The 24,642-nt window shown below is 71.0% G+C and carries 22 protein-coding genes; 7 read left to right on the forward strand and 15 right to left on the reverse strand.

Features of this window, described 5'->3' with window-relative positions; translation table 11 throughout:
- Window positions 1-98: 98 nt before the first annotated feature.
- Together ACFWVE_RS19980 and mshA are read right to left on the reverse strand one after the other, a co-directional pair.
- The gene (locus tag ACFWVE_RS19980; RefSeq protein WP_384015707.1) at window positions 99-635 is read right to left on the reverse strand and encodes a YbjN domain-containing protein; all 537 of its coding nucleotides are present in this window, start codon (window positions 633-635) and stop codon (window positions 99-101) included.
- Window positions 628-1,965, reverse strand: a complete 1,338-nt coding sequence (gene mshA / locus ACFWVE_RS19985) for a D-inositol-3-phosphate glycosyltransferase (RefSeq protein WP_384015709.1) — start codon at window positions 1,963-1,965, stop codon at window positions 628-630. The genes ACFWVE_RS19980 and mshA overlap by 8 nt, the downstream gene beginning before the upstream one ends.
- A gap of 335 nt (window positions 1,966-2,300) precedes the next feature.
- On the opposite strand from mshA, the gene ACFWVE_RS19990 reads away from it, so the two are divergent.
- The 3 genes from ACFWVE_RS19990 to ACFWVE_RS20000 all read left to right on the forward strand — a co-directional run bounded on the left by ACFWVE_RS19990 (window position 2,301) and on the right by ACFWVE_RS20000 (window position 6,261).
- Window positions 2,301-3,092: a class I SAM-dependent methyltransferase gene (locus ACFWVE_RS19990; RefSeq protein WP_384015812.1), complete on the forward strand. Its 792-nt coding sequence runs from the start codon at window positions 2,301-2,303 to the stop codon at window positions 3,090-3,092.
- A gap of 198 nt (window positions 3,093-3,290) precedes the next feature.
- Complete coding sequence (locus ACFWVE_RS19995; RefSeq protein ID WP_384015711.1) at window positions 3,291-4,487, forward strand: NlpC/P60 family protein; 1,197 nt, start codon at window positions 3,291-3,293, stop codon at window positions 4,485-4,487.
- A 328-nt stretch (window positions 4,488-4,815) separates the two neighbouring features.
- Entirely contained in the window at window positions 4,816-6,261 is a 1,446-nt protein-coding gene (locus ACFWVE_RS20000; RefSeq protein WP_384015713.1) for a PP2C family protein-serine/threonine phosphatase, read from the forward strand.
- A gap of 52 nt (window positions 6,262-6,313) precedes the next feature.
- Here ACFWVE_RS20000 and ACFWVE_RS20005 read toward each other — a convergent pair whose 3' ends face one another.
- From ACFWVE_RS20005 to rox, 4 genes are all read right to left on the reverse strand, one after another.
- Window positions 6,314-6,646 (reverse strand): DUF2516 family protein, encoded by a 333-nt coding sequence (locus tag ACFWVE_RS20005; RefSeq protein WP_176726109.1) that lies wholly within the window; start codon window positions 6,644-6,646, stop codon window positions 6,314-6,316.
- Between the two features lie 170 nt (window positions 6,647-6,816).
- Window positions 6,817-7,401 (reverse strand): hypothetical protein, encoded by a 585-nt coding sequence (locus ACFWVE_RS20010; protein WP_384015715.1) that lies wholly within the window; start codon window positions 7,399-7,401, stop codon window positions 6,817-6,819.
- A gap of 76 nt (window positions 7,402-7,477) precedes the next feature.
- A complete protein-coding gene (locus tag ACFWVE_RS20015) occupies window positions 7,478-8,116 on the reverse strand; it encodes a helix-turn-helix domain-containing protein (RefSeq protein ID WP_384015717.1) in 639 nt (212 codons plus the stop codon).
- Between the two features lie 78 nt (window positions 8,117-8,194).
- The gene (gene rox / locus ACFWVE_RS20020) at window positions 8,195-9,685 is read right to left on the reverse strand and encodes a rifampin monooxygenase (RefSeq protein ID WP_384015719.1); all 1,491 of its coding nucleotides are present in this window, start codon (window positions 9,683-9,685) and stop codon (window positions 8,195-8,197) included.
- 346 nt (window positions 9,686-10,031) lie between these two features.
- On the opposite strand from rox, the gene ACFWVE_RS20025 reads away from it, so the two are divergent.
- On the forward strand, window positions 10,032-10,328 hold the full coding sequence (locus ACFWVE_RS20025) for a hypothetical protein (protein ID WP_384015721.1): 297 nt from the start codon (window positions 10,032-10,034) through the stop codon (window positions 10,326-10,328).
- A gap of 244 nt (window positions 10,329-10,572) precedes the next feature.
- On the opposite strand, the gene ACFWVE_RS20030 is transcribed toward ACFWVE_RS20025, so the two are convergent.
- From ACFWVE_RS20030 to ACFWVE_RS20045, 4 genes are all read right to left on the reverse strand, one after another.
- Window positions 10,573-11,409, reverse strand: coding sequence for a carbohydrate ABC transporter permease (locus tag ACFWVE_RS20030; RefSeq protein WP_384015723.1), 837 nt, complete (start codon window positions 11,407-11,409; stop codon window positions 10,573-10,575).
- Window positions 11,406-12,470: a carbohydrate ABC transporter permease gene (locus ACFWVE_RS20035; RefSeq protein ID WP_384015725.1), complete on the reverse strand. Its 1,065-nt coding sequence runs from the start codon at window positions 12,468-12,470 to the stop codon at window positions 11,406-11,408. The genes ACFWVE_RS20030 and ACFWVE_RS20035 overlap by 4 nt, the downstream gene beginning before the upstream one ends.
- Window positions 12,471-12,475: 5 nt before the next feature.
- A complete protein-coding gene (locus ACFWVE_RS20040; RefSeq protein WP_384015727.1) occupies window positions 12,476-13,768 on the reverse strand; it encodes an ABC transporter substrate-binding protein in 1,293 nt (430 codons plus the stop codon).
- A gap of 78 nt (window positions 13,769-13,846) precedes the next feature.
- A complete protein-coding gene (locus tag ACFWVE_RS20045) occupies window positions 13,847-15,094 on the reverse strand; it encodes an aminotransferase class V-fold PLP-dependent enzyme (protein WP_384015729.1) in 1,248 nt (415 codons plus the stop codon).
- Between the two features lie 284 nt (window positions 15,095-15,378).
- On the opposite strand from ACFWVE_RS20045, the gene ACFWVE_RS20050 reads away from it, so the two are divergent.
- Window positions 15,379-16,116 (forward strand): FadR/GntR family transcriptional regulator, encoded by a 738-nt coding sequence (locus ACFWVE_RS20050; RefSeq protein ID WP_384015731.1) that lies wholly within the window; start codon window positions 15,379-15,381, stop codon window positions 16,114-16,116.
- 976 nt (window positions 16,117-17,092) lie between these two features.
- Here ACFWVE_RS20050 and ACFWVE_RS20055 read toward each other — a convergent pair.
- Window positions 17,093-19,192 carry a phosphotransferase family protein gene (locus ACFWVE_RS20055; RefSeq protein WP_384015733.1) on the reverse strand — a complete coding sequence of 700 codons (2,100 nt, stop codon included), beginning with the start codon at window positions 19,190-19,192 and terminating at the stop codon, window positions 17,093-17,095.
- A gap of 638 nt (window positions 19,193-19,830) precedes the next feature.
- On the opposite strand from ACFWVE_RS20055, the gene ACFWVE_RS20060 reads away from it, so the two are divergent.
- A complete protein-coding gene (locus ACFWVE_RS20060; RefSeq protein WP_384015735.1) occupies window positions 19,831-19,959 on the forward strand; it encodes a hypothetical protein in 129 nt (42 codons plus the stop codon).
- Here ACFWVE_RS20060 and ACFWVE_RS20065 read toward each other — a convergent pair.
- Together ACFWVE_RS20065 and ACFWVE_RS20070 are read right to left on the reverse strand one after the other, a co-directional pair.
- Window positions 19,950-20,792 carry an HAD family hydrolase gene (locus tag ACFWVE_RS20065; RefSeq protein WP_384015736.1) on the reverse strand — a complete coding sequence of 281 codons (843 nt, stop codon included), beginning with the start codon at window positions 20,790-20,792 and terminating at the stop codon, window positions 19,950-19,952. The genes ACFWVE_RS20060 and ACFWVE_RS20065 overlap by 10 nt on opposite strands.
- Window positions 20,741-21,622, reverse strand: coding sequence for a GntR family transcriptional regulator (locus ACFWVE_RS20070; protein WP_384015738.1), 882 nt, complete (start codon window positions 21,620-21,622; stop codon window positions 20,741-20,743). Before ACFWVE_RS20070 ends, ACFWVE_RS20065 begins: the two co-directional genes overlap by 52 nt.
- A gap of 163 nt (window positions 21,623-21,785) precedes the next feature.
- Here ACFWVE_RS20070 and ACFWVE_RS20075 point away from each other — a divergent pair, with 163 nt between their 5' ends.
- Entirely contained in the window at window positions 21,786-21,974 is a 189-nt protein-coding gene (locus tag ACFWVE_RS20075; RefSeq protein WP_384015740.1) for a hypothetical protein, read from the forward strand.
- 44 nt (window positions 21,975-22,018) lie between these two features.
- Here the strand turns inward: ACFWVE_RS20075 and ACFWVE_RS20080 are convergent, their stop codons facing one another.
- The gene (locus tag ACFWVE_RS20080) at window positions 22,019-22,933 is read right to left on the reverse strand and encodes a FadR/GntR family transcriptional regulator (protein ID WP_384015742.1); all 915 of its coding nucleotides are present in this window, start codon (window positions 22,931-22,933) and stop codon (window positions 22,019-22,021) included.
- Between the two features lie 366 nt (window positions 22,934-23,299).
- Complete coding sequence (locus ACFWVE_RS20085; protein WP_384015744.1) at window positions 23,300-24,574, reverse strand: GNAT family N-acetyltransferase; 1,275 nt, start codon at window positions 24,572-24,574, stop codon at window positions 23,300-23,302.
- Window positions 24,575-24,642 lie beyond the last annotated feature (68 nt).

The following is a 24,642-nucleotide window of genomic DNA, read 5'->3' on the forward strand; positions in this document are numbered from 1 at the left end:
TCGGCGCCCTCCTCCGCCCTGCGGCCGAACGCACCGGACCCCACTCGCCCCGGCCGGACGGACACCGCCGACCGCCTCCGACCCGATCCGCCGGAGCCCTAGGCGTCCGAGGGGCGCTCGATCAGCCGGGCGAACGCGTCGAGGTTCCGGGTCGACTCGCCGCGCGACACCCGCCAGGCGTGCTCCTTGCGGATCGCAGTGGCGAACCCGAGCTCCAGGAGGGTGTTGAAGCTGCCGTCGGCCGCCTCCAGGACCTGGCCCAGCAGCCGGTCGACCTCGTCGGGGGTGACGGCGGCCAGCGGGAAGCGGCCGGTGACGTAGATGTCGCCGAGCGGATCCACGGCGTAACTCACGCCGTACAGCTTGAGGTTGCGCTCGAGGAGCCAGCGGTGGACGCCGGCCTCGTTCTCGTCGGGGTGACGGACCACGAAGGCGTTGAGGGAGAGCGAGTGGCGGCCGACGATGAGGGAGACCGTCGTGGAGAGCTTGCGGGTGCCGGGGAGCTTCACGACGTACGTGCCGGACGCGGGGCTCTCCCACTCGAGTTCGGCGTCCTTCAGCACCCCCTCGACGACCTGCGCCGCCCGCTGCTGCGCTTCCGCCGCTGCTACCGCTGCCACCGCCCTGTCAGCCATGGTGGGAGCGTACGTCACGGCGGTGCGCGTGCGTCGCGGCCGTGTAGACGTCGGCCGTGGCGGCGGCCGACCTGTCCCAGCCGAAGGACAGGGCGTGCCGGGCGGCGGCCTCGCCCATCCGGTCGGCGAGGTGGGGCTGGTCGGCGAATTCGAGCAGCACGCGCGCGTAGGCGTCGGGATCGTGTCCCTGGACGAGGAAGCCGGTGTGTCCGTCCCGTACCGCCACCGGCAGTCCGCCGACCGAGGCCGCGAGCACCGGGGTGCCGGCCGCCTGCGCCTCTATGGCGACCAGGCCGAAGGACTCGCTGTAGGACGGCATGACGAGGACGGACGCGGCCCGGAACCAGTCGGCGAGCTGCTCCTGCCCGACCGGCGGACAGAACCGTACGACGTCGGCGATGCCCAGGCGGGCGGCGAGTTTCTGCAGCCCTTCGGGCTTGGCGAGGCCGCTGCCACTGGGGCCGCCGACGACGGGGACGCAGATCCTCGAGCGCAGCCCGGGACGCTCACCGAGCAGAACGGCCACCGCGCGGAGCAGCACGTCCGGAGCCTTGAGGGGCTGGATGCGGCCCGCGAAGAGCGGGATCAGGGCGTCCTGGGGCAGGCCGAGGCGGGCGCGGGCCGCGGCCCTTCCGTCGGCGGGACGGAAGCGGGAGAGGTTGACGCCGGGGTGGACGACGGCGACCTTGTCCCGCCCGGCCGCGTAGTGCCGGACGAGTTCGTCCGCCTCCTCGGCGGTGTTGGCGATCAGCCGGTCCGCGGCGGCGACGATCTGGGTCTCGCCGATGACGCGGGCGGCCGGTTCGGGGGTGTCGCCGGTGGCGAGGTTGGCGTTCTTGACCTTGGCCATGGTGTGCATGGCGTGCACCAGGGGAACGCCCCAGCGCTGGGCGGCGAGCCAGCCGACGTGGCCGGAGAGCCAGTAGTGGGAGTGGACCAGGTCGTAGTGGCCGGGACGGTGACCGGCCCATGCCTGCATCACTCCGTGGGTGAAGGCGCACAGCTGGGCCGGCAGCTCCTCCTTGGCGAGGCCCTCGTAGGGGCCGGCGTCGACGTGCCGGACGAGGACACCGGGCGCCAGGTCGACGGTGGGCGGGAGGGCGGCGGCGGTCGCGCGCGTGAAGATCTCGACCTCGATGTTGATCGCGGCGAGGCGCTGGGCGAGCTCCACGATGTAGACGTTCATGCCGCCGGCGTCGCCGGTGCCCGGCTGGTGGAGCGGGGAGGTGTGCACGGAGAGCATCGCCACACGGCGGGGCCTGCGGTGCAGTCGCAGCCGCGGGGGTGTGGCGGGGGAACGTCGCCCGAGCCTGGCGATGTACTGGCTCACGTGCCGGTCCTCCTCGCTGCGGGCATGGCGTGCGGGGGCATGCGGAGCCCTCCAGCCCTCCAACACCGGAAGGGGCGGTCCCATTTCCGGACGCCCTCCCCGGATCGGGTCTTTGCCGAATCATTACCGTATATCGCTCAACCGTTCGAGCGCGGGGCGCGTTACGGGAAGGGGGTCCCGCATCGGTGCGGACGGCGGCTCCGCCGGTGCCGAACGGGGCTCCTTCGGTACTGGTTCGGGCCCGTTCCGGGTACCTGCCTACCCTCGTAGGCATGACCGCCCGCGCCGCCCCCCTCCCCCACTCCCGACTCCGCTCGAGCGGGGGGACCCCCATCGTGGGCGCGGTGACCCGTGGAACGACCAACCCGAACCGCCTGCGCCGCATGGACCGCTGGATCGCGGCCACGCACGGCGCCGAACTGCGCCGCGCCGGGACCCCCGTCGCCGTCGACCTCGGCTACGGCGCCGCCCCCTGGACAGCGGTCGAGCTGCTGCACCGCCTCCGCACCGTGGCCCCCCGCGCGCACGTGGTGGGCATCGAGATCGAACCGGCCCGGGTCGCGGCGGCCCGCCCCTACGAGCGGGAAGGGCTGTCCTTCGGGCACGGCGGCTTCGAGATCCCGCTCCCCGGCCGGCCGACGCTGGTCCGCGCGGCGAACGTCCTGCGCCAGTACGACGAGGCCGAGGTCGCCGCCGTCTGGCAGCGGCTGTGCGCGCGGCTCGCACCGGCCGCCCCGGAACGGGGCTCGGGCGGTGGGCTGCTGGTCGAGGGGACCTGCGACGAGATCGGGCGGCGGCACGTATGGGTCGCCCTCGGCCCCGAGGGGCCGCGCACGGTCACGTTCGCGACCCGCCTCGGCTCCCTGGAGCGCCCCTCCGACCTGGCGGAACGCCTGCCGAAGGCGCTCATCCACCGCAATGTCCCCGGCGAGCCGGTACACGCCTTCCTGCGTGACTTCGACCGCGCCTGGGCGGCGGCGGCACCCTACGCCTCGTACGGCGCCCGCCAGCGCTGGATCCGTACGGTGCGGGATCTCGCGGCCGACTGGCCGGTGACGGACGGCCCTGCGCGGTGGCGGCAGGGCGAAGTCACGGTGCGGTGGGAGGCCTTGGCACCGCGGCGGTGAGACAGCACCCCGATGCCTCCTGCGCCCGGACCGGCGCCGGGAACGGTTTCCGTGAGCCGTTCGTCACACCGGCGGGGCGATCGTCATGACGAGGGGAGGGGGAAGGGAAGTGCCACCTCTGGTCACTTCACAGGCCGGCATGGCAACATCCCCCAGGCGACAGGATGTTACTGACGGTTAATCAGGTTGGGGGCGGTCGTGAAGGCGGGCAGGCGCACTCTGACGGCGACGGCGGTGACCGTGGTCTGCGCGATCACCGTACTGGCGGCACCGGGCACGGCGTTCGCGGCCCCCGCTCCCCCGCCGTCCCCCGGCCCGGGCACGAGCGCCGGAGCGAACCCGGGCGCCGATCCGGGCGCGGCCCCCGGGGCGGCCCCCTCCAAGGATCTCGAAGCCGTACGCAAGAAGCTCGACAAGCTCTACCGCGCGGCGGCCGTCGCCACCGAGGAGTACAACGCCGCCGAGGAGAAGGCGAAGCAGCAGTCCGCCGAGATCGTCGAGCTGGCCGAGAAGATCGTCAAGGGCCGGGAGAAGCTGGACGACCTGAAGGCCCGCGCGGGCGCGTCGGCCGCTTCCCAGTACCGCGGCGGCGGGCTCCCGCCCGAGGCCCATCTGATGCTGAGCGACACCCCGCAGGACTTCCTCGTCGGCGCGGGCCGGATACGTCAGGGCCAGCACGCGACCAAGGGCCTGCTCGGTGAGATGAGGCGTACGCAGGAGGACCTGGAGCAGTACGCGCAGGACGCCGAGGCCCAGTGGCGGAAGCTGGAGACGGGCCGCAAGGCGAAGGCCACGGCGCGGAAGAAGATCGAGAAGCGGATCGCGGCGGCCGAGAAGGTCGAGTCCGAGCTGGAGCAGGAGGAGAAGGAGCGCCTGGCCGAACTGGAACGGCAGGCCGCCCGGAAGGCCCAGGCCGCCTGGCTGAAGTCCGGCGCCCTCGACGGTGCCGCGGCCGAGGCCACCGGGCAGGGCGAGAAGGCCGTCGCGTACGCCACCGCGCAGATCGGCAAGCCGTACGTGTGGGGTGCCGAGGGCCCGACGGCGTACGACTGCTCGGGGCTGACCTCACAGGCGTGGACATCCGCCGGGCAGGGCATTCCGCGCACCTCGCAGGAGCAGTGGCGGCAGCTGCCGCGCGTGGCCGTCGAGGACATGCGGCCGGGCGACCTCATCATCTACTGGGACGACGCCAGCCATGTCGGCATGTACATCGGCGACGGCTCCATGGTGCACGCCCCGCGCCCGGGACGGACGGTGACGACCGCCGGCGCCGGTTCGATGCCGATCCTCGGGGTGGTACGCCCGGGCGGGACCGGCAGCGGGAGCGGAAACGCGAACTCGGCATCACTCACGGACGAGGACGCGATGGCGGGCACGGGCACGGGCACGGACTGAGTGACACGGGGCCCGACCGCCCAACACCCCCGTGGCCTGCGCCCTGTGACCCAATCCACGCGACGGGCACCGCCGAACCCCCGTGGACGTGACGTTCGTCATTCGGGCTGCATCCGCGAGCCCGTCCAAATGCCGCCCATAACGCGGCATATGACACCGGCGGCCGGCCGAACGACGTGCGCCACGCCATTCCGCTGCGGCGCCGGCACCCGCTATCGTCCCCGCTGGAAAGGGGCACCCCTGCTCGCGGACAGTTCGTGAGCACGGGGAACGGGCCGAGATCCCGCCCCCCACCACGCCCTCGGGGGGAGGGAAGGAACCAGGAACCATGCCCGTACCCATACCGCGGCAGAGAACGCTCCCGGCCGCGGAAAGCGGTCAGGCGCACGCCGCATCCATGGACAGCGGTCCCACCGACGGCGCCCCGGAGGCCGGGACCACGGCCCCGCGCACCGCCGAACGCACCGCGAACAGCGCCACCGTCCGCACCGACACCGAGAACCACACGGAGAAGGCCAGGACCAGGATCACGCCGGACAGCGCCGAGGCCACCTCGGCCGCCCCCGCCAACCTCACCCTGCTGCTGATCGAGGACGACCCGGCAGGCTCGCCGATCGTGCCCGCCCTGCTCGACCGGAGCGGCAGGCCGATCCGCGTCCGCACCGCCCGCAACCTCACCGAGGCCGAGCGGCTGCTGACCGACGACGTCCACTGCATCCTGCTGGACCTCGCCCTGCCCGCACCCGGCGGCCGGGAGGCGAACGGTGGTGCCGGCGACGACGAGCTCGCCGTGCTCAAGCACGTGCTGGAGCTCGCGCCCCGGCACGCCGTTCTCGCGCTGACCGCGTCCGGTGACGCCGAGCGGGGTGCCGAGGCGGTACGCGTGGGCGCCCAGGACTACCTCTTCCGCGACGAGCTGGACAGCCGGCTGCTGAGCAGGGCGATCCGGTACGCGGTGGAGCGGAAGCGCTCCGACTCGGCCGAGCGCCGGCTCGCCGAGGGCAGGCTGCACGCCCGGGAGAACCGCCGGCTGGAACGCGGGCTGCTGCCGACGCCGCTCCTGGCCGGCTCCCCGCTCCACTTCGCCGCCCGCTACCGTCCGGGCCGCTCACGCGCCCTGCTCGGCGGCGACTTCTACGACGTCGTCCGCACCCCGGACGGCACCGTGCACGCCATGATCGGCGACGTCTGCGGCCACGGCCCGGACGAGGCGGCCCTCGGCGTGGAGCTGCGGATCGCCTGGCGCGCGCTGACGCTCGCGGGCCTGTGCGGGGACGAGCTGCTGGGCACGCTGCAGCAGGTTCTGGAACACGAGCGCGCGGACGACGAGATCTTCGCGACCCTCTGTGCGGTGGACATCTCCCCCGACGGCCGGGAGGCGGGCCTGTGGCTGGCCGGCCATCCGTCACCGCTGCTCGACCGCCCGGGACACCCCGCGCGACTGCTGCCGTACGACGACAACGGCCCCGCGCTCGGACTGCTGCCCGGCGCCCACTGGCCGCGTACGCCGGTGGAACTGGGCGTCGAGTGGAGCCTGATGCTCTACACCGACGGCCTCATCGAGGGCCGCGTCGGCGACACCGGGGAACGGCTCGGCCAGGACGGCATGGTCGACATGGTCCGCCGCCGGCTCACCGACGGCCTGCGCGGCGAGGACCTGCTCCAGGCGGCGGTCGACGAGGCCCGCGACCTCAACGGCGGCGAGCTGACCGACGACGTGGCCGTACTCCTCCTGGACCGGGTGCCCCAGCCGCAGCCCCAGCCGCAGCCGTAACCGCAGCTGAAGCCACTGCTCCCGCCCGCGTCCGTCCTACCGTCCTACCGTCCTACCGTCCGCCGTTGTACGGACCGTACGGGCCGTCGCTGCTGGATCCCTTGCGGCTGCGCCCGCCGCCGGAGAGGCCGCGCAGGGCGGGACGGACGTCGACCATGTAGACGATGGTCGCGATCAGCCCGATGATCGGCAGGAACGACAGGATGTTGAAGATCAGGTTCACCACGAAGGCGAGCCCGAGGATGATCAGCCAGAACGGCTTGGTCTTCTTGTCCGCCGCGCGATAGGCGTCCTCACGGCGCGTGGCCGCGTCGATCAACGCGAAACCGCTGAAAACGATCAGGGCCACGCTCAGCAGCCACATGAACCCAGCGAAGCCCTGCATCAGCACAACGTCCACCACCCGATTCGGCTCGTCCTTACGCGGTCACCGTACCCACAACCGCCGACCGGCTATCCGTAGAACGGGCCGGACACCGCAAGAGTGCCCGGCCCGTTCAGGTTCACCCACGGCTCACCGCTGCGGCTCCCTCACCGCTGCGGCTCCGCTCGCGCCTACTCGGCGGGCGGCGTCGTCTTCTTGACCGTGGCCTTGCGCACCGGGGCCTTCTTGGCGGCGGGCTTCCCGCCCTTGGCGTCCTTGTCGTCCGTGACCTCGACGGCCTCGAGCTTCGGCTTGGGCTCGGTCTTCGGCTCGACGGCGACGGCGATGTCCTCGATGCCCTCGGCGGCCTCGCCGCGCCAGGTCCGCACGGTCTGCTCGCCGTGCTCGGCGACCTTCTCGTAGGTCTCCCGGGCCTTGACGGCGTACTCGGCGGCGACGCCGACGCTACGCAGGGCGAGGTCCTGAGCACTCTCGCCGAACTTCTTCAGGTCGGTGTCGAGCGAGCCGAAGAACTCGCCGACCTTGGCCTGGACGGTCTCCTGCGTCTCCTTGACCCTGACGGTCGCCCTCTCCTGGACGGCCTTCGGGTCGGTCTGGCGCACGGCCTCGATGCGCGAAGGAGCCTCGGCGCGGATCTGCTCGACCAGTCCCGGCACCTTCTTGGCCTGCTGCAGAGCGAGGTCGGCGGTGCCGGCGGCGAAGTAGAGGGGGGTCGGGTGGCTGAAGGTCTTGCGCAGGTCGTCGGTGATGGCCATGGTGGGGGTCCTCCCGGATTCGTTTTCGGCTGAGGGTCTGTGTGATCCGCGGCGGCGGCCGGTGCCCTGGTCCGGCTCAGCCGGCCGTCTGCTGCGGATCGGTGTCACTGCCGCCGGCCTTACGGGGGCGGCGCTCGGCGGACGTACCGCCCTTGCGGGTGGAGGGAGCCCGGCGCCTGGCGGACGCGCCGCCACCGCCCTGACGCCCTCGCCGTATCCCGGCACCACCCGCGGAACCGCCCGACCCTTCCGAACCGTGCGAAGCCTCCGCGACTCCCCGGCCCTCCGGAACATCCAGGTCCTCGGCTCCCCGAGCAGTACCGGCACCACCGGCGCTCCCCGTCGTCTCACCGTCCTCCGGACCTGCAAACCCGTTCTCCTTGCGGAAGGACTCGTAGATCTGGAGCAGCACCTGCTTCTGACGCTCGGTCAGGGCGAGGTCGGCGAGGATGACGGCCCGTGTCTCCACGTCGTCACGGTCCCGCTCGGCGTCGAGGATGCCGGCGCGCACGTACAGCGTCTCGGCGGAGATCCGCAGCGCCTTGGCGACCTGCTGCAGCACCTCCGCGCTCGGCTTGCGCAGCCCGCGTTCGATCTGGCTCAGATAGGGATTGGACACCCCGGCGGCATCGGCGAGCTGCCGCAGCGACAACTGCGCGTTGCGCCGCTGCTCCCGCAGATAGTCACCGAGATTGCCGACGTTGAGTGATGCCATGCCCCCACCCTGCCCCACTCCGCTAACTATTGCAAGCATCCGCTTGCAATAGTGCGCCACACCCTCCGCAGCCCGGCGTCAGCCGTCCGCCCGGGCCGCGGCGGCGCCGAACCACCGGGGCAGATGGCCCCGCAGGTCCTCCTGGTCGTCACCGACCCACGCCACGTGTCCGTCCGGCCGCAGCAGGACCGCGGGTACGTCGGCCAGTTCCTCGCTGACGTCGACGACGTGGTCGACCCGGTCCGCCCAGCCCTCCACCGAGAGCAGGCCGCCGGTCTGGTCGAGCAGCAGTCCGCGGCCGCCGTGCATCAGCCCGTACAGGCGTCCTCGCTTCAGCCCCACGTCCCGCAGCCGCCGGCCGAGCAGGTCGTGCCCCTCGCCGATGTCGTAGCGGACCCCGATCGCGGTGATCTTCTCGATGAGGTACCGGTTCACGTTCTCGAAGTCCATCAGGTCCGACAGCAGCCTGCGCACCGACCGGGGGCCCGGCTCGGGGGACAGCAGGAGCATCTGCGCGCGGGTGTTGTCCAGCACGTCGGCGGCCACCGGGCGCCGCTCGGCCTCGTAACTGTCCAGCAGCCCTTCCGGCGCCCGGCCGCCCACCTCGGCGGCGAGTTTCCAGCCGAGGTTGAAGGCGTCCTGGATGCCGAGGTTGAGGCCCTGTCCGCCGGTCGGCGGGTGGATGTGCGCCGCGTCACCGGCCAGCAGCACCCGGCCCTTCCGGTAGCGCTCGGCGAGGCGGGTGGCGTCGCCGAAGCGGGAGATCCGGCGTGGCGAGTGCACGCCGAGGTCGGTGCCGGCGTACGCCCGCAGCTGCTGCTTGAGCTCGTCGAGGGTGGGCGGGACCGTACGGTCCTCGGCCACGCCCTCGGCGGGCACGATGACGCGGTACACCCCGTCCCCCTGCGGGATGGCACCGAACCGGAACTGGGTCCTGCGGACCTCGGCCACCACGGCGGCCAGCGTCTCCGGCGCCACGTCCAGCTCCACCTCGCCCAGCAGCGTCTCGACCCTGCTCGGCTCGCCGGGGAAGCCGACGCCGAGCAGCTTGCGCACGGCGCTGCGGCCGCCGTCGCAGCCGACGAGATAGCGCGAGCGCAGCCGTGTGCCTCCCCCTCCCCCGGCGGTCACGCCCTCCTTGCCGGGGGTGCCCCCACCGGCCAGCTCGACACTCACCCCGTCCTCGTCCTGGCTCAGCCCGACCAGTTCGCAGCCGCGCCGGATCTCGGCACCGAGCCCGACGGCGTGTTCGGTCAGCAGGCGCTCGGTGACCGGCTGCGGAATGCCGAGGACGTACGCGTGCGCGGTGTCCAGCCGGTCGGGCCACCCCTTGTCGATGGCGGCGAAGAAACCGCCGACCGCGTACTTCCTGCCCTCCGCGAGGAAGAGCTCCAGCAGACCGCGCTGGTCCATCACCTCGACACTGCGCGCGTGCAGCCCGAGCGCACGGGCGTACGCGGTCGGCTCGGCCTCCTTCTCCAGCACGACCACCCGCGCACCCCGCAGCCGCAGCTCGGCGGCCAGCATCAGCCCGGTCGGCCCGCCGCCGGCCACGATCACGTCAATCATGAAAACCCCCACCCCCGGATGAACGATGAGGCCCATAACCGCACAACGGCACACGCATCACGCGAATCGCCGATTCGCGCAGGTTCCGGCCCAGGCCGACGATTCTGCGCCACGACCCGGGCCTTGCCGCAAGCCCCCCGCTGCGCTATACGTTGAGAGAGGCAGGGAGCGGACACTCTCCTTGCCTTTTGTCGTCCCGCCCCTCGGGCCGGACGCTGCGACCCCCCGTACAGCCGCTCCAGGTCCACGAGCAGGACCTCGTCCCGCGCTGCGGCCCCGCGTGGTTCCGGGGAGAGGCCGGCGCCGCTGCAGCAGGCGGGGGTGGCGTGGCCGGTGTCCACGCCCCGTGCGGCGAGCAGGTGGAGGATGCGGCGGAGGCATCGAAGTCGGCGGCGCCCTCGGGTACGTCGCCGTCGACGAACTCCCTCCGGTACGCGGGGGTTCCGCCGACGGTGGCACGGACGAGAACCGCCGGCCGGGGATCCTCGACGCCCCGGAACTCGGCCGCTTCCCGGTGGCCCAGCGGGTGGACGGTCGGGTCGAGGCCGGCACGGCCGTACAGGGGGGCCCTCCGGAGAGCGGTCCGCCCATGAACGACATGGCGCTGCCGCGGAGCAGGATGCGCGGGTGCCGGGTCGGATGACGGCCGGACCGCACGCCGATCGCCGCCTGCAGCTGCGACGGCAGGGCGGGAGCGTTTCGCACCAGGTACGGGAACTCGTCGATCACCACCGGCACCGGCCGTTCGGCCGCCAGGCCGAAGAGCAGTTCCAGTGCCTCGTCCCAGGTGGCGGGCCGAGGAGGAAGGGCGGCGCCGGTGTGGCGGGCGACCGCCCCACCCGGCAGGCGCTCCGTGGCCGCGCCCTCCCGTCGTCCGGCCCGGCCGCTCAGCCCTTGACCGCGCCCGAGGTGAGGCCCTGGACGATGTGGCGGCTGGCGAAGGCGAAGAGGATCATGGTGGGGAGGATGGTGAGGACGGCCGCCGCGGACATCGAGCCCCAGTCGATGTTGAAGCTGGAGATGAAGCCGTTGAGCGCCGTCGGGACCGTCTTGTTGGCGTCGCTGTTCATCAGCGTCACCGAAAGGAACAGCTCGTTCCAGCAGTTGACGAAGTTGAAGATGAACGCGGCCACGATCCCGGGGCGCATCACCGGCAGCAGGACCCTGACCAGCGCCCCGAACCGCGACAGGCCGTCGATCATCGCGGCCTCCTCCAGCGCGTCCGGGATGTTCTCGAAGAACCCGCGGAGCATCACCGTGGAGAACGGCACGCACACCGCGATGTAGACGAGGACGAGCCCGAAGCGGTTGTCGACCAGCCGCAGATCGGTCATGAGCAGGTAGAGCGGGCCCAGCGCGATGAAGGACGGGATCATCTGGGTGACCAGGGCCGCCATCAGCAGCGCCGACCTGCTGCGGAACTCGAAGCGCGCCAGGACGTACGCCGACAGCGTCGAGATCGCCGTGGCCACCACCCCCGCGACGGTCGCGACGACGAGGCTGTTGACGAGGTACGTCCCGAAGTCGGCCTTGCCGAACAGCCCCTGGTAGTTCTCCAGCGAGAACTGCTCGGGCCAGTAGGCGATCGGGAAGGAGAAGATCGTGCCGGGGTCCTTGAGGGACGTGACGGCGATCCAGTAGAGCGGGAAGAGGGAGAAGACCAGCCACAGTCCCAGAAAGGTGAACTTGGTGGCCCGGCCGGCCGTGGTTTCCTTGCCGATCACGCCTTCACCCCTCGCTTTCCGAAGCCGCGGCCACCGCGACCGCCGCCCCTGGCGCCCCGCCTGCCGTTCGCGGGCTGCTTCTCCCGCGTGGCGAGCAGGAAGAACACCGCGAAGACCAGGAGTACGGCGACCACCAGGAGGCCGACCGCGGACGCCTTGCCGTAGTCGCCCTGCTGGGTGATCTTGATCATCCAGGTGGTCACGATGTGCGTCTCGTTGTTCGGCCCGCCACCGGTCATGCCGAAGATCAGGTCGGGGAAGTTGAAGATCCAGATGACCCGCAGCAGCACGGTGAGCGCCAGCGTCGTGCGGATGTACGGAATGGTGATCTGGAAGAGTGTGCGCGCCTTGCCGGCGCCGTCCAGGGCCGCCGCCTCGTACAGCTCGTCGGGGATCGACTGCAGCGCGGCCAGGATCATGATCGCGAAGAAGGTCACCCCGTACCAGATGTTGGCGATCAGTACGGCGGTCATCGCGGTCTGCGGATCGGCCAGCCAGGCGATCGGCTCGTCGATCAGTCCGGCCTTCTGCAGCAGGTCGTTGACGACGCCGAACTCGCTGTTGAACATCCAGCGGAACAGGATGCCGATGAGGAACCCGGAGATGGCCCAGGGGAAGAAGATCAACGCCTGGTAGAGGCCGCGGAAGGGGAACCGGCGGCGCAGCCACAGCGCGATCGCGAAGCCGATCACCAGCTGCGGGACGATCGAACCGACCACCCACACCAGCGTGTTGTCCAGCACCGTGGTCCACGCGGGGTCGGCGAAGACGTCCTGGAAGTTCTTCAGGCCGACCCACGAGGTGTCGGTCAGGTCCGTCAGGTTCCAGTTCCGGAAGGCCATCTGGCTGCCCGCGACCATCGGGTAGTAGATGAAGACCGCCACGAACACGGCCGCCGGCGCCATGAACCCGGCGATGAGCAGACCGCGGCGGGTGGTGAACTCCCGCCGGCGGCGGCCGGGGCCGTGTCCCCGGCCGCCCCGCGCCTTCGCCGTGGCCTCCGTCTGCGGCGTGACCTCCGACGCGGCCTTCGAGGCGGCCGAGGAGTCGGTGCCCGGCATGTCCTCTACTTCCACTTCTCGGTCCAGTAGGCGTCCCAGCCCGCCAGCAGGTCCTTCGGTGTCAGCTTGCCGAGGATCATCTTCTGGACGTCCGTGTCGGCCTGCTGCTGCCACTCGGTCCACCAGGCGACACCGCGCGGCTGGGCGACGGCGAGGTACGTGTCCGGCTGCTCCGTCATGGTGACGTAGCTGGCCCACGGGCCGGTCCGGTAGAACTCGTCCTCGGCCGCCGACTTGAGGATCGGCACCAGGCTGTTCTTCTTGCTGAACGCCGTCGACGCCTCGCCCTCGGAGAGGAACTCGATCAGTTTCACCGCCTCGGCCTTGTGCTTGCTGCCGTCCGCGACACCCCACCCGGCGGTGGCGAGCGGCTGGACGGTCTTGCCACTGGGGCCGGCCATCAGCGGTGCGGTGCTCCACTGGTCCGGCTCGACCGACTGCGACTCCGATACGGTGGCGATCACTTCGGGGTCCTGCAGCAGGAAGGCCGTGGACCCGTTGGAGAAGCCCTCGACCATCTCCGGATAGCCCCACGCCACGGACGACTTGGGCGATGCCTTCTTGAAGATCTCGAGGTACGTCTCCATCGCGTCGAGCGCCTCGGGGGCGGAGAAGATCGTGCTGCCGTCCTGCAGCTTGTAGCCGTTGGCCGGGTCGATCCGGTCGGCGACGTACGCCTCGATGGCGGCGGTGGCGTTGCTGTGCGCGTTGGCCCCGCCGCGGAAGGCGTAGCCGTACTGGCGCTTCGCCGGGTCGTGGATGGCGGAGGCCTGCTCGAGCAGTTCGTCCCAGGTGGCCGGCGGCTTGTCGAAGCCCGCCTTCTCGATCAGGTCGGTGCGGTGGAAGAGGCTCAGCCCGTAAAAGCCGTACGGGACGAAGTACGTCCTGCCCTCGGCGTCCTCGGAGGCCTGGACCGCGTTCTCCGTCAGGGCGTCCTTGCCCTTCCAGTCCGCGAGGTCCTTCTTCATGTCGTACAGCCAGCCGTTGTTGGACCAGGGGCCGACCGTGATGTCGCGGACCTCGAGGACGTCCACGCCGCTGCCGGACTGGAGCATCTGCTGGATCTTCTGGTCGGCCTGCTCGGTGGGCGGGGAGATCAGGTTGACCTCGACCTTGGGGTTCTTCTTCTCGAAGTCGGCGATCAGCTCCTTGATCAGGTCGCTGCGGGCCGGGTTGGTCAGGCTCTCCACCATGTTGAGGGTGACGGTTCCGTCCGCACCGGGGCTCATGGTGGAACAGCCGGTCAGGACCATCGCGGCGGTGGTGCCGAGTGCGAGGGCTGCCGTCCTTCTTCTCATCGTGCTGACCTCTTCCTTGACGGGACGCGGGCGGGACGGGGCGGGGCGGGGGTGGCTGGAGGCAGACGTCGAACGCCGCTAGGAAGCGCGGTGTCGCTGCTGTGCGCGGGCCGTACGGGCCCACTCGCCGAGGACCGGAACGCAGTGCTCGGCGAAGTACTCGTAGTCCTCGGCGGTGTTGTAGACGTGGGCGGAGAGCCGCAGATAGCCGACGCCGCCGAAGCTGGTGAAGGCGGCCTCCACCCCCAGCTCGCCGACCGCCCGGTCGCGCAGCGCGTCGGCCGAGACACGGCTGTCGGCCAGCCCCTCGGGCAGCCGCACCAGCCGCATCCCGGGCACGGGCATGCCGACGTCCACCGGGCCGTCGAAACCCGTCAGTTCGGCGAGCGCGGCGCCGATGGTCCGTTCGGCGTAACCGGCCAGGTCGTCCATGTACCGGCGGGCGGTGGACCAGCCCCAGGTGCTCTCGACGAGGCCGATCGCGGTGGCGGCGGCGAGATGGCCGGTGGCGTCGACCGTGCCCTGCTGGTCGAAGCGGTCGGGGTACGGATCCCCGGCACCCCAGGAGTCGATCAGCGGATACAGGTCCTCCCGTTGCGGGCCACGGGCGACCAGGGCGGCGGTGCCGCGCGGCGCGCAGGCCCACTTGTGCAGGTTGCCGACCCAGAAGTCGCAGGCCGGGCCGGCGAGCGGGTCGGCGATCAGTCCCGGCGCGTGGGCGCCGTCGACGAGCAGCGGGACACCGCGCCGCCGCGCCTCGGCACCGATCCGCTCCACCGGCATGCGGCGGGCGGTCGGTGAGGTGATCTGGTCGACGACGACGAGGTCGGTGGCGTCGCTCAGTTCGGCGGCCACGGCCTCGTACGCCTGGTCCTCGTCCGCGTCCAGCGGCACCACGGCGGTACGGACCCGGCCGCCCCAGCGGCGTGCCAGGCGCTCGGCGCCCATGGTGACGGCGCCGTAGCCGTGGTCGGTGACGAGGATCTCCCCGCCGTGACGGCGCTGAAGGTTGGCGAAGACGACGCTGGCGCCGGCGCTCGCGTTCGGCACCAGGGCGAGGTCACCGGGGTCCGCGCCGAGGAACGCGGCGAGGCCTGCCCTGGCCTCGGCGAGCCGCTGCGGCAGCGCGGGGAACCAGACCACCGGCGCGCTCTCCATCTCCTCGCGCACCCGCTGCTGGTGCTCCTGCGCCACCAGCGGGACCGCCCCGAACGAACCGTGGTTGAGGTGCCGCAGGGCCGGGTCCAGCGACCACGCGTTCAGGGCCGGCCGGCCGTCTGCCAGCAGCAGGGGTCGCGGTGCGGTGGTGACCTCGGTCTCGCTCACATGACTCCCATCCGGGTCCCGGGCGGAACCCCGGGTACAGCCCTCCCGCACAGGGGGTCATCAGACCTCCGACACGGGAAGACGCAAGACGTATGATGAATGGGGATGTTGGCATGCGATTTTCGGCCATGACAAGCCCTCTGCAGCAAGAGAAGTCAGATGACTCGCGACAGATACGTCACAGACATCTGATGACTCGCCCAGCGGTCGGCGGTCGCTACAGTGCACCGAGGATCGGGGAGGGCGCGTGCCGCGGGCCCTTCAGGGGGAGGGGAAGGAATCGGATGTCCGCAGTCGACAAGGCGTTCCACGGCCTACGGCACATGATCGCGACGGGGCGCCTGGGCGCCGGTGAGCGCATTCCCCCCGAGGCGGACCTGTGCGAGGAGCTGGGCGTCTCGCGCGGGTCGCTGCGCGAGGCCGTACGCATGCTCGCGGCGCTGGGGGTGATCGAGCCGCGGCACGGCTCCGGCACCTACGTCTCCCAGCTCAGACCGGAGGACCTGATCGGCAGCCTCTCGCTGACCCTCCAGCTGCTGCCGCTGCCCGGCCTGCTGGAGGTGTACGAGATCCGGCGGGTCCTTGAGGCCCATGTCGCCGCCAAGGCGGCCGCCCGCGCGACGCCCGGGACGCTGGCGACCCTCTTCTCGCTCATCGAGGCGATGGAGGCCACCGAGGACCCCACCGAGGCATCGGAGCTCGACCACCGTTTCCACGCCGAGATCGCGGCGGCGAGCGGCAACCCGACGCTCGCCTCGCTCCTCGCGGTCTTCCGCGCCCGTTCCCGCAAGTACCAGGTCTTCACCCTCCCGGAGGGCCCGGAGCTGCGGCGCAGGAGCGACGCGGACCACCGCGTACTGGCCACGGCGATCGCCGACCGCGACCCGGGCGCCGCCGCGGGCGCGGCCGAGGCCCACGTCGCCCAGACGGAACGGTGGCTGCGCGCCCTGATGCCGCCGGTGGAGGAGGACCCCCTCGGGGACGGCGCGGAAGCCGACGGGAAGGACGCCACCGCCGTCTGACAGCCGCCGCGCCCGGTCTGCGCGGCCGTGGAACGGCGCCACCGCGGGACCGTCGCCAGTGCCCACAGGTCGTCGAAGTGCTTGATCCAGGTGGCCACGGCGACGGGGGTTCCTTCGCGTGACCGGACGTTGAGTCCGGTCTTGTAGCCCTTGGGACCGAAGTGCTCCGGACCGGAGGATTCCAGGCGCATGCGTGCGGAGACGTCGTAGAGGCCGTGCAGTACCCGGGTCCGGTTGAAGATGCAGACCTTGTCGCGGGGGATGCCCGGGTAGTACCGGTACTCGCACCGGACGACGACCCGTCCGGCGCCGGTGAGCTGCTCCGCGATGTCCGAGAGGGTGCCGTCGTAGTCCCGGCAGCGCTGAAGCATCCGGTTGCGGAACGCGGGGTCGTCCACAGGCCGGTTGCCGGGGCCCGCCCGGGCCGGCACGGTCATCGGCTGCTCGAAGTCGGGCACCGGCATCCGCACGGAGACATGTCTCGTCGGGCCCGGGTCGTCGAGCAGATCGCGGAGGCGGTGGTAGAGCTCGGTGTACAGGGTCTCCCCCGTGTGGCCGAGGAAGCAGATCTCCACTCCGCGCGTCCGGAAGGCATCGCCGACGAAGCCTTCCGGTTCGCTGGAGCCGACCAGGGCACGCGTCGGAGGCCTCATCGACGAGGACAGTGACGTCACGGCGTCGTGGAGGACGTAGGCGACCGGACTGAGCAGGGCACCGCCGAGGAAGGCCTTGCCCTCCAGGGCGTCCCCACGGGCTGGACGAACTGTGCGGTAGCCCGGTCACGAAGACGGCCGGCAGGACGACGCGGGTCACCGCGGGCTCGGAGCGCTCCTGGAAGCGCCGCAGTCGCTGCCCCACCCCTCCCTCCGCCGCCCCGTTCACGCGCTCCGGCATGACGGACCCCCTCCGGTCACAGCGGCCGACGGGGCGTCACGTCCCGTTGGCCGCACCGGCTTTCGGAGGATTCATGGTCCACCTACACCAGGTCACGGGCAAGACGGGGATTGGCGGTGGAACGGGTCGGCAGGCCGAGCGAACCGGTGGCCACCGCCAGAGTCATCGCGTACGAGTCCACCGCCCGCTGAACGTTGGGAGCGTCCAGGCTCGCCCCGGTCACGATGCGGTCGAGGTCGACGTAGGCGGAGCGCACGATTTCCAGCAGGCGGTACACCTGCCAGTCCTTCCGCCAGTCACGGGTGTGTTCGGACGGCAGCCGGCGTTCCCAGCGGCGGAACATCCGGTCCCGGATCTCGGGGCGGGTGGGCGTCAGGTGCATATGGCGCACCAGGTCGTGGAGAGGATCACCGACCAGGGCCATCTCCCAGTCGATGATGGTCAGCGCGAAGGCGTCGTCCCTGCGCACCAGGTTCCACGGGTTGAGATCGCCGTGCAGCAGGGAGGGGCTTCGGTCGCCGACCGTGTGGCGGGACAGGATCTGGTCGAGGCGGTCGGCGTCCGGCAGTCCGAGATGCCGCGCCAGCCGTTGTGACCTCTCGGGAAGTTCGGCCACCAGCAGGACCAAGTGGTCTTTGAGCCGGCGGTAGAAACCCCTCGCACCCGCCAGCGGATCAAGTTGTCCGTAGTCCACCCGTGTCAGGGCGCGGAGCTGGTCCACGAGACCGTCCGCCTCGTGCGGCAGCAGGCCGTCGACCGGGTGGTTCGGGGGGTGGCCGATGTCGTCCGGCCCCACGTAGGTATGGATGGCGAAAGGGTCCTCCGGATAACTGACGCCCAGCGCCAGGGCCCGGGGCGCGGCCACGGGGACGAACGCCTCCTCGATGGCCCGCAGCACGGCATGCTCGCTGAGGACGCTGCGTTCCCTCCGGCACTCCTCGGGCAGCTTCCGCCGGATGACCACCGGACGGTCGAAACCCGGTACGCGCACCACCGAGTTGAGGTGCGCGGTCCCCTTGAACACCCGACTCGCCGGAGCCGCTCCCTCGAGCGCCAACGCGTCGCGCACCGCGGATTCCGGAAAGTCCACCGGCTGCTCCAGGCGCCGGTCCGGTCGCCAGGCGAAGGCTCTCGCCACCAGGCTGCGGTCGGCACCGCTCTCACCGGCGCGGGCCGCCAGCCAGCGGAACAGCGCCCGTTCGATCTCCCCCTCCCCCGGTACACTCCGGAGCCGCAGCGGCTCGGCCGCCGCCTCCAGAGCCCTGCGCACCTCCGCCGTCGCCTCGTCCAGTCTGTTCTGGGTGAACGACTCTTCGAGGGACCGCGCCGCCCTCATCACGTCGGGGTACACGGACTGGGCGCGCTCGAAGGCCAGGTAGTGGCGCAGGTCCTTGCCCAGGCCGTTGACGGCGACCGGACGGACCTCCCGCATGGCGTCCGCCCAGGCGTCCACCACTTCGGAGAACTGGTGTGCCGGATACCGCATCCGCACCAGATGGGTCGCCAGGTCGTGCAGCGGGTCGCCGTAGGTCGCCAGCTCCCAGTCGACGCAGATGGGCGGCCGGTCGCCGGCATACGAGACGATCAGGTTGTCACGGTGCAGGTCGGCGTGGAGCAGGCTGTAAGGACGCCGCGCCATGGTTGTGACCCGCTCGGCCAGTTTCGTCAGGGCATCCCCGGGAATACCCAGTGCCACGAACAGCCCACCGAACGAGGGCCAGTTGGGCTGTCGGATCTGTTGGTCCGCGAGATGTGCCAACGTGCGCAGGAAAGCCTGGCTGTCCGTGTCGTTGCGGGGCCAGGCGGGTGGCAGCGGGGGGAGCCCGCTACGGCGTACCTGGGCCATTCGGGACAGCAGCCGGGCCAGCTCCTGGACGAGCAGGGAGTCGACGCGCTTGCCGTTCCCGCAGACGCTGGAGAGCGGGACCCCTTCCGCATAGCTGTGGATCGCGAAGCCGTCTCCCCTGGCCAGAACCTCCGGCACGTACGGCAGGGTCCCCTTGACGGCGCTGAGGATCTCCTGCTCGTTCGGCCAGGTCCTGATCACCACCGGCAGCACCGCCCGGCGGCGGATCCGTACGGTCACGGGGGTGCCGGTCTCGCGGCCCAGCGGTCTCGCCATGGCCTGGGTGACCGGTACGACGTAGTTCTGGTTGTGGTGGCCGCTGATCGCCTGCCCCATCCGCTCAGCGAGGTCGACGAAGGAGCGGTACCCCGGAAAGGGCGCGGGACGTTCCCCGAGGGCGGGACGGGGAAGGGGAGGTGCGCCCACTGACCACTCCGGTAGTGCGAGGGGAGTCACGACATGGCAATCGGTGAGACATGAGGCTGGTGTCACGCACGATAAACGGCGCGCGGCAAAGGAGCGCGCCGGGCGCACCCGGTGGTTCGCCAGCGCTCTGCGTGAAGGCCGCGCGAGCTCGTTCGGGATGGGCTTGTCGGCCTCGTGGGACGAACGCCGAAGAGTGTTTGCCCAGCCGGTGCGGGCATGGTGCCGGAAGCCGGCCCGGGTCCGGCTCAGACATCGTGGAGAGCAGGTTCCACACCGAGTCGAACCACTGCCGCATGCTGTCGACGAAGACCGGTCCCGAAGACGTCGGGTCTGCGTCCTTCACGTGGTGGGTGAGGGTGGCACCGAGGCCCAGGACGTCGAGGGCCGTGATCACCTCGCCGGCCTCCAGTTCCGTCGGCCGTTCGATCACCTCGTACATCCCGTGCAGGGCTTCGACGTCGTTGAGCAGGTAGACCTTGAACGTGAGGGTCAACGGTGTGTGACGGATCCGCAGGTCGACACTCGGCGAACTGTCACTGGGACTGGCCGTGGAGACGGAACTCGGCGTGGCCGGTCTGGTTCTCCTGTTCCTCATCGGCATGTGGGCGCGGGCCCGGCGGGACGGGCTTGCCGTGGGGGCCGCCGTGTTCCTGGCCCTGCTGATGGTTCAGGCCTGAGAGACGGTACGGACCAGTGCGAGGACGGGCTGCAGGGAGGACAGGATCGCGGTGGCGCCCGCGGCCCGCAGGACCTTTTCCTTGCTCTCGTTGCGGGCGTAGCCGAGGAAGGGCACGCCGGCCGCTCCGGCGGCGTGGAAGTCGGAGGGGGTGTCGCCGATCATCAGGGCGGAGTCCGGGGCCGTGCCCATGGCGTTCAGGGCACGGTTGATGCAGTGGGGGTCCGGCTTGAGCCGGCCGAGTTGCTGGGTGCGGCCGTAGATGTGGGGCGCGAAGCAGCCGAGGAGCCCTCGGCCTGCGAGATACTCGCGGGCCACCCGGGGGGAGTTGTTCGTCGCGATGGCCGGCCGGGAGCCCACCGCGGTCCACGTGCGGATCAGCGGGTCGGCGTAGGGGGTGGGCCAGGCCGAGGAGGCGGCCAGCATTTCCTCCTGGGTGAGCCGCGCCTCCAGCTCGTCCACCAGGTCGCTGCCCGGGTGCCTGCGGTCGACGGCGCGGAGCACCACATGCGGGTCCAGGGAAGCGCGTTCGGGCTCCGTCAGCAGCCCGTGCAGGCCGCGGCCCTCCAGCCACTCGACGAGTTCCCTCGCCACCCGCTCCGCCGAGTGCCCCGCGAACAGGCGGCAGATGGGCCCGTCGAAGTCCCACAGCACGACACGGGCGCCCCTGATCAGTTCGTTCAGTTCGTTCAGTTCGTCCGGATCTTTGGGGTCCTTCTGGCCGTTCCGGTCGTTCTCGGTCTCGTATGCCACCGGTTCAGTCTGCGTCGCATCAGAAGTCACTAGGAGAGTGTCAGGTCCGTTGTGATGGTTTCCCAGAGGGCGTCGAACCACTTCTGGGACTCCTCCACGAACGCCTGGTCCCGCCGGCCTGCCTGCCTGGCGAAGGAGAAGAGCAGGGACTGGGAGCCGAGCGCGTCGTACATGTCCAGGGTCTGGGTGCCCCACTCCTCCTCGCGCCTGGCGAGCATGTAGTAACCGAGCAGTGCCTCCTGACCGTTGAGCAGGTACAGCTTCATCGGCGGGGTGAAGGGCAGGGCGCGGAACCTGACGTGGACGTCGATGCCGTGGGTGTGGCGGACGGACTGCAGGTTGTGCTGGAGCACCTGGGCCTGGGCGTTGCGCATCTGCAGCCACCGTTCGTGCACCGGGTCGCCGCCGTCGGCGTCCTCTGCGACCAGGACGGGGAAGGCCAGGTTGATGGTCCGGGACGGCAGAAGGACGCGGAACTCGATCGACTCGGGGCGGAGTCTGCCCTCGTGGATGAGCCGGACGGGTTCACCGACGGCGACCATCAGCGTTTCGGAGGTGTGGGAGACGACGTCGACACGGACGTGGGGCACGGAGAAGGCCTCGGTGAGGCGGGGGGCCAGGCCGACCATGGCCGGCTGGGGCTCGTCCGACGCCGGGGCCGGTTCGGCGATCCGGGGCGGGCTGCCCTTGCTGACGTTGCTCAGCAGGCCGTCGTCGGCGAGGACGCGCAGCGCCTGGCGGACGACGCCGCGTTCCACTCCGAACTCCTCGGCGAGCTCGGCCTGGGTGGGCAGGCGTTCGCCGGCCCTGAGTTCCCCGGCGCGGATGCGTTCGCGCAGGATGTCGGCGATCTGCTGGGGTGAGTTCCTGCTGTCGCCGTTCACTGCGACGTTCTCCTGGGTCACGACCAAACGCTACAACTTTGATCCATCTATGGGGAGTTGTTGGAGAGTTGTTTATAAGTACCCACCAAGTGGGGACAACCTAAGTAGAGTTGGTTGCCAACTTGACCAAGTTGGCGGAAGTTCCGCTTCCGTCGACAGGGAAGCACGAAGTAGCACGAAGGGGGAAATCGTGCCAGTCCTCGCTCTCATCTCCGCGGTCCTCGTCCTCACCCTCGAGCAGTACGTCGAGTGGAAGTACGGCATGGCCGGCATCATCGGCCTGCTGCTGCTCACCGTCGGCATCAAGGCCAACAGTCCGGGCGTCAGCTCCGCCGGGGCCGTCCTGCTCGCGCTGCTGGTGGCGCGGCCCGCACTCTGAGCCACCCTTGCCCGCCGAGCCCCTGCCCACGGGGCGGGGAGACGTCAGCTCGTGAGCAGCAGCTCCGAACTGATCGTCTCCCACAACGCGTTGAACCACAGCTGGGACTGCGTCACGAAGGCGCTGTCCCGCATCCCGGCGCCCTGCTCGAACGTGAACAGCGCGGAGCGGGTGCCCTGCGCGTCGTACGTCTGAACGTTCTCCTGGTCGATCCGCGCCTCGCTGCGGGACAGCGTGTAGTAGGCGAACAGCGCCTCCACGCCATTGAGCAGGTACAACTTCACCGGCGGGGTGAAGGGGAGCGCCCGGAAGGAGACCCGCACGTCGATGCCGTGGGTGGCGCGCAGGGCGAGCAGACTGTGCCGGAGCACCTGCCCCTGGGCGTTGCGCATCGACAGCCACCGCTCGTGCACGGGGTCGTCGGCGCGGTCGACGCCGCGGTCCTCGACGGTCACCGGGAAGGCGAGGTCGATGTTCCTGCCGGGCAGCAGGACGCGGACATCGACCTTGGCCGGTTTCATCCGTCCGGCATGGATCTGGCGCAGCGGTTCGCCGATGGCGAGGGTGAGGGATATCGCGGTCAGGCAGACGGCGTCGATCTCGACGTGCTCCGCCTCGAAGGCGGTGGTGATACGGGGCGCGAGGGCCGCCGTGGTGGGCCGGGGCGGCGCTCCCGGGCCGGTCGGCGCACTGCCGGGGGGGCCGGCGACGGTCGCCGGGGCGCCCTTGGCGACGTTGGTGAGCAACTGCTCGGACTGCAGGATGCGCAGCGCCTGGCGTACGGCACCGCGCTCGACGCCGAACTCGTCCGCGAGCTTCGCCTGAGTGGGCATGCGCTGGCCGGGGCGCAGCTCTCCGGACCTGATCCGGGCGCGCAACTCGTCGGCCACCTCGCGATGTGTCCTCTGTGGCCGCTGTGGCCTCTTCCGTCCATTGACGGGGGCGTATTCCGGATCCACACCGAAACCCTACAACTTCTCGCCATCTTTTGGCAGTTCGGCGAAAGGTGGTTATGAGCCGCATCCAGGCGGAGATAACTCAAGAGAAGTTGGTCGCCAACTTGAGCAACATGGTCGAGCCCTCCAAGGGGTTGGCCATCACGGTGACAGTGGGGGCCGCTCCTCAAGCCGCCGACCGGGCTTCCCTTCCGGAGGGGAGCCGGGAACCCGGTCGGTCAGCACCACCACAACCACAACTGAACAGCAAGAACAGCAAGAACAGCTACGGATGACACGAAGACGGCTACGGCTACGGGTGCACCGGCACTCGCCGGACGAAGGGGAGGGAGAGGGAGCACCGCCGAGGGAACGCGGCAGCGGCAGCGCTCAGAACATGTCCGGGCACCACGGTCGCCTGGACGTACGCAGCAGGGCGTCGGCCTCACGGACGGCGCCCGCTCGTTCTTCCCGGACCCGGCCCAGCGCCGCCAGCCGCACCGCCGACTCGTCGCCCAGCCACAGCGACGCCAACTCGGCGACGTCCAGCGTCAGGTCGGCGTCATCGGTGGTCGCCGCGCAGGTCCCGGTGCCGTCCTTCGACGCCTGAAGCCGGTAGCGGCCGCCGGCCAGCCCCGCACCGTCGGCCACCTCCAGCACCAGCGACCCGGCCGCCTCGTACGTCCGGGCCTCCAGCGCCCGTACGACGTCCAGGACGCGCACCCACAGCCAGTCCGCCTGCGTCGTCACGGCGGCCGCGCGCGGGTCCGGCAGGAGGAACGGGAGCAGGTCGTCCGGGGCCCGCCAGCCGCTCCTCACCTTCACGACCCAGTCGATCGAACACAGGTAGCGCCACAGCGCCCGCTCCGCGGCCGGGCTCACCGCGAGCAGCCAGTTCACCCGCACCGTGTTCAACGGCTGCTTGGAGTCGCCCCACGTGTCGTCCGCGGCGTAGGAGACCATGCCCTCGACCTCGCCGTCCGCCGAGCGGTACACGGCGAAGAAGGGCTCGTTCCACGTCGGGGTGAAGCGCACGGCGCCGGTGGCGGTCTTCCACCACAGGCCGGTCCGACCGACCGCGCCCGGCTGGGTCCCGCGCAGCCGCTCGTGCAGCTCCGGGCCGAGCTTGCGCACGTCCTCGGCGTCCACGAGGTCGACCCGCCCGCCGTCCTCCGGGTGAGGTCGGCGCGGGTCGAGGCCGGTGCGCGGGACGTCGACGGTCCACTCGGTGGCCCAGGTGGCGGGGCCGAAGCCGTAGCGGCCGTAGATCGGGTACTCGGCGGAGATGAGGGTCGCGACGACGTCCCCGCGTTCCTTCGCGGCGGCGAGGTCCTGCGCCATCATGCGGGTGAGCAGACCGCGCCGGCGGTGCGTGGGCGTCACGCTGACGTTCGTGATCGCGTCGGCGGGCACGGCGGCCCCGCCGACCGCGGTGAGCTCCTGCGCGAACGAACGGAACGTCGCGACGCAGCGGCCGCCGTCGAAGGCCCCCAGCAACCGGCCCGGCGTGAAATGAAAGCGGCGCCGCGTGTCGAGGTTCTCCCCGGAAGAGGTGGGCTCCCGCAGGAAACCGGTGTTCAGGGCCCGGTTCCAGTCGGCGAACTCGGTCTCCGTGATCGGGCGTACGTCGATGTCGGTGCGGGGCGTTCCGGCGCTGGAGGTCATGCCCTCACGGTAGGTCGGCCCCGGAGAGGGTGTCGCGCGCTTTTCCGACCGTCCACGGCCCCTGCCAC

It is taken from the genome of Streptomyces sp. NPDC058632, assembly GCF_042717095.1.
In the GTDB taxonomy this organism is placed as follows: domain Bacteria; phylum Actinomycetota; class Actinomycetes; order Streptomycetales; family Streptomycetaceae; genus Streptomyces.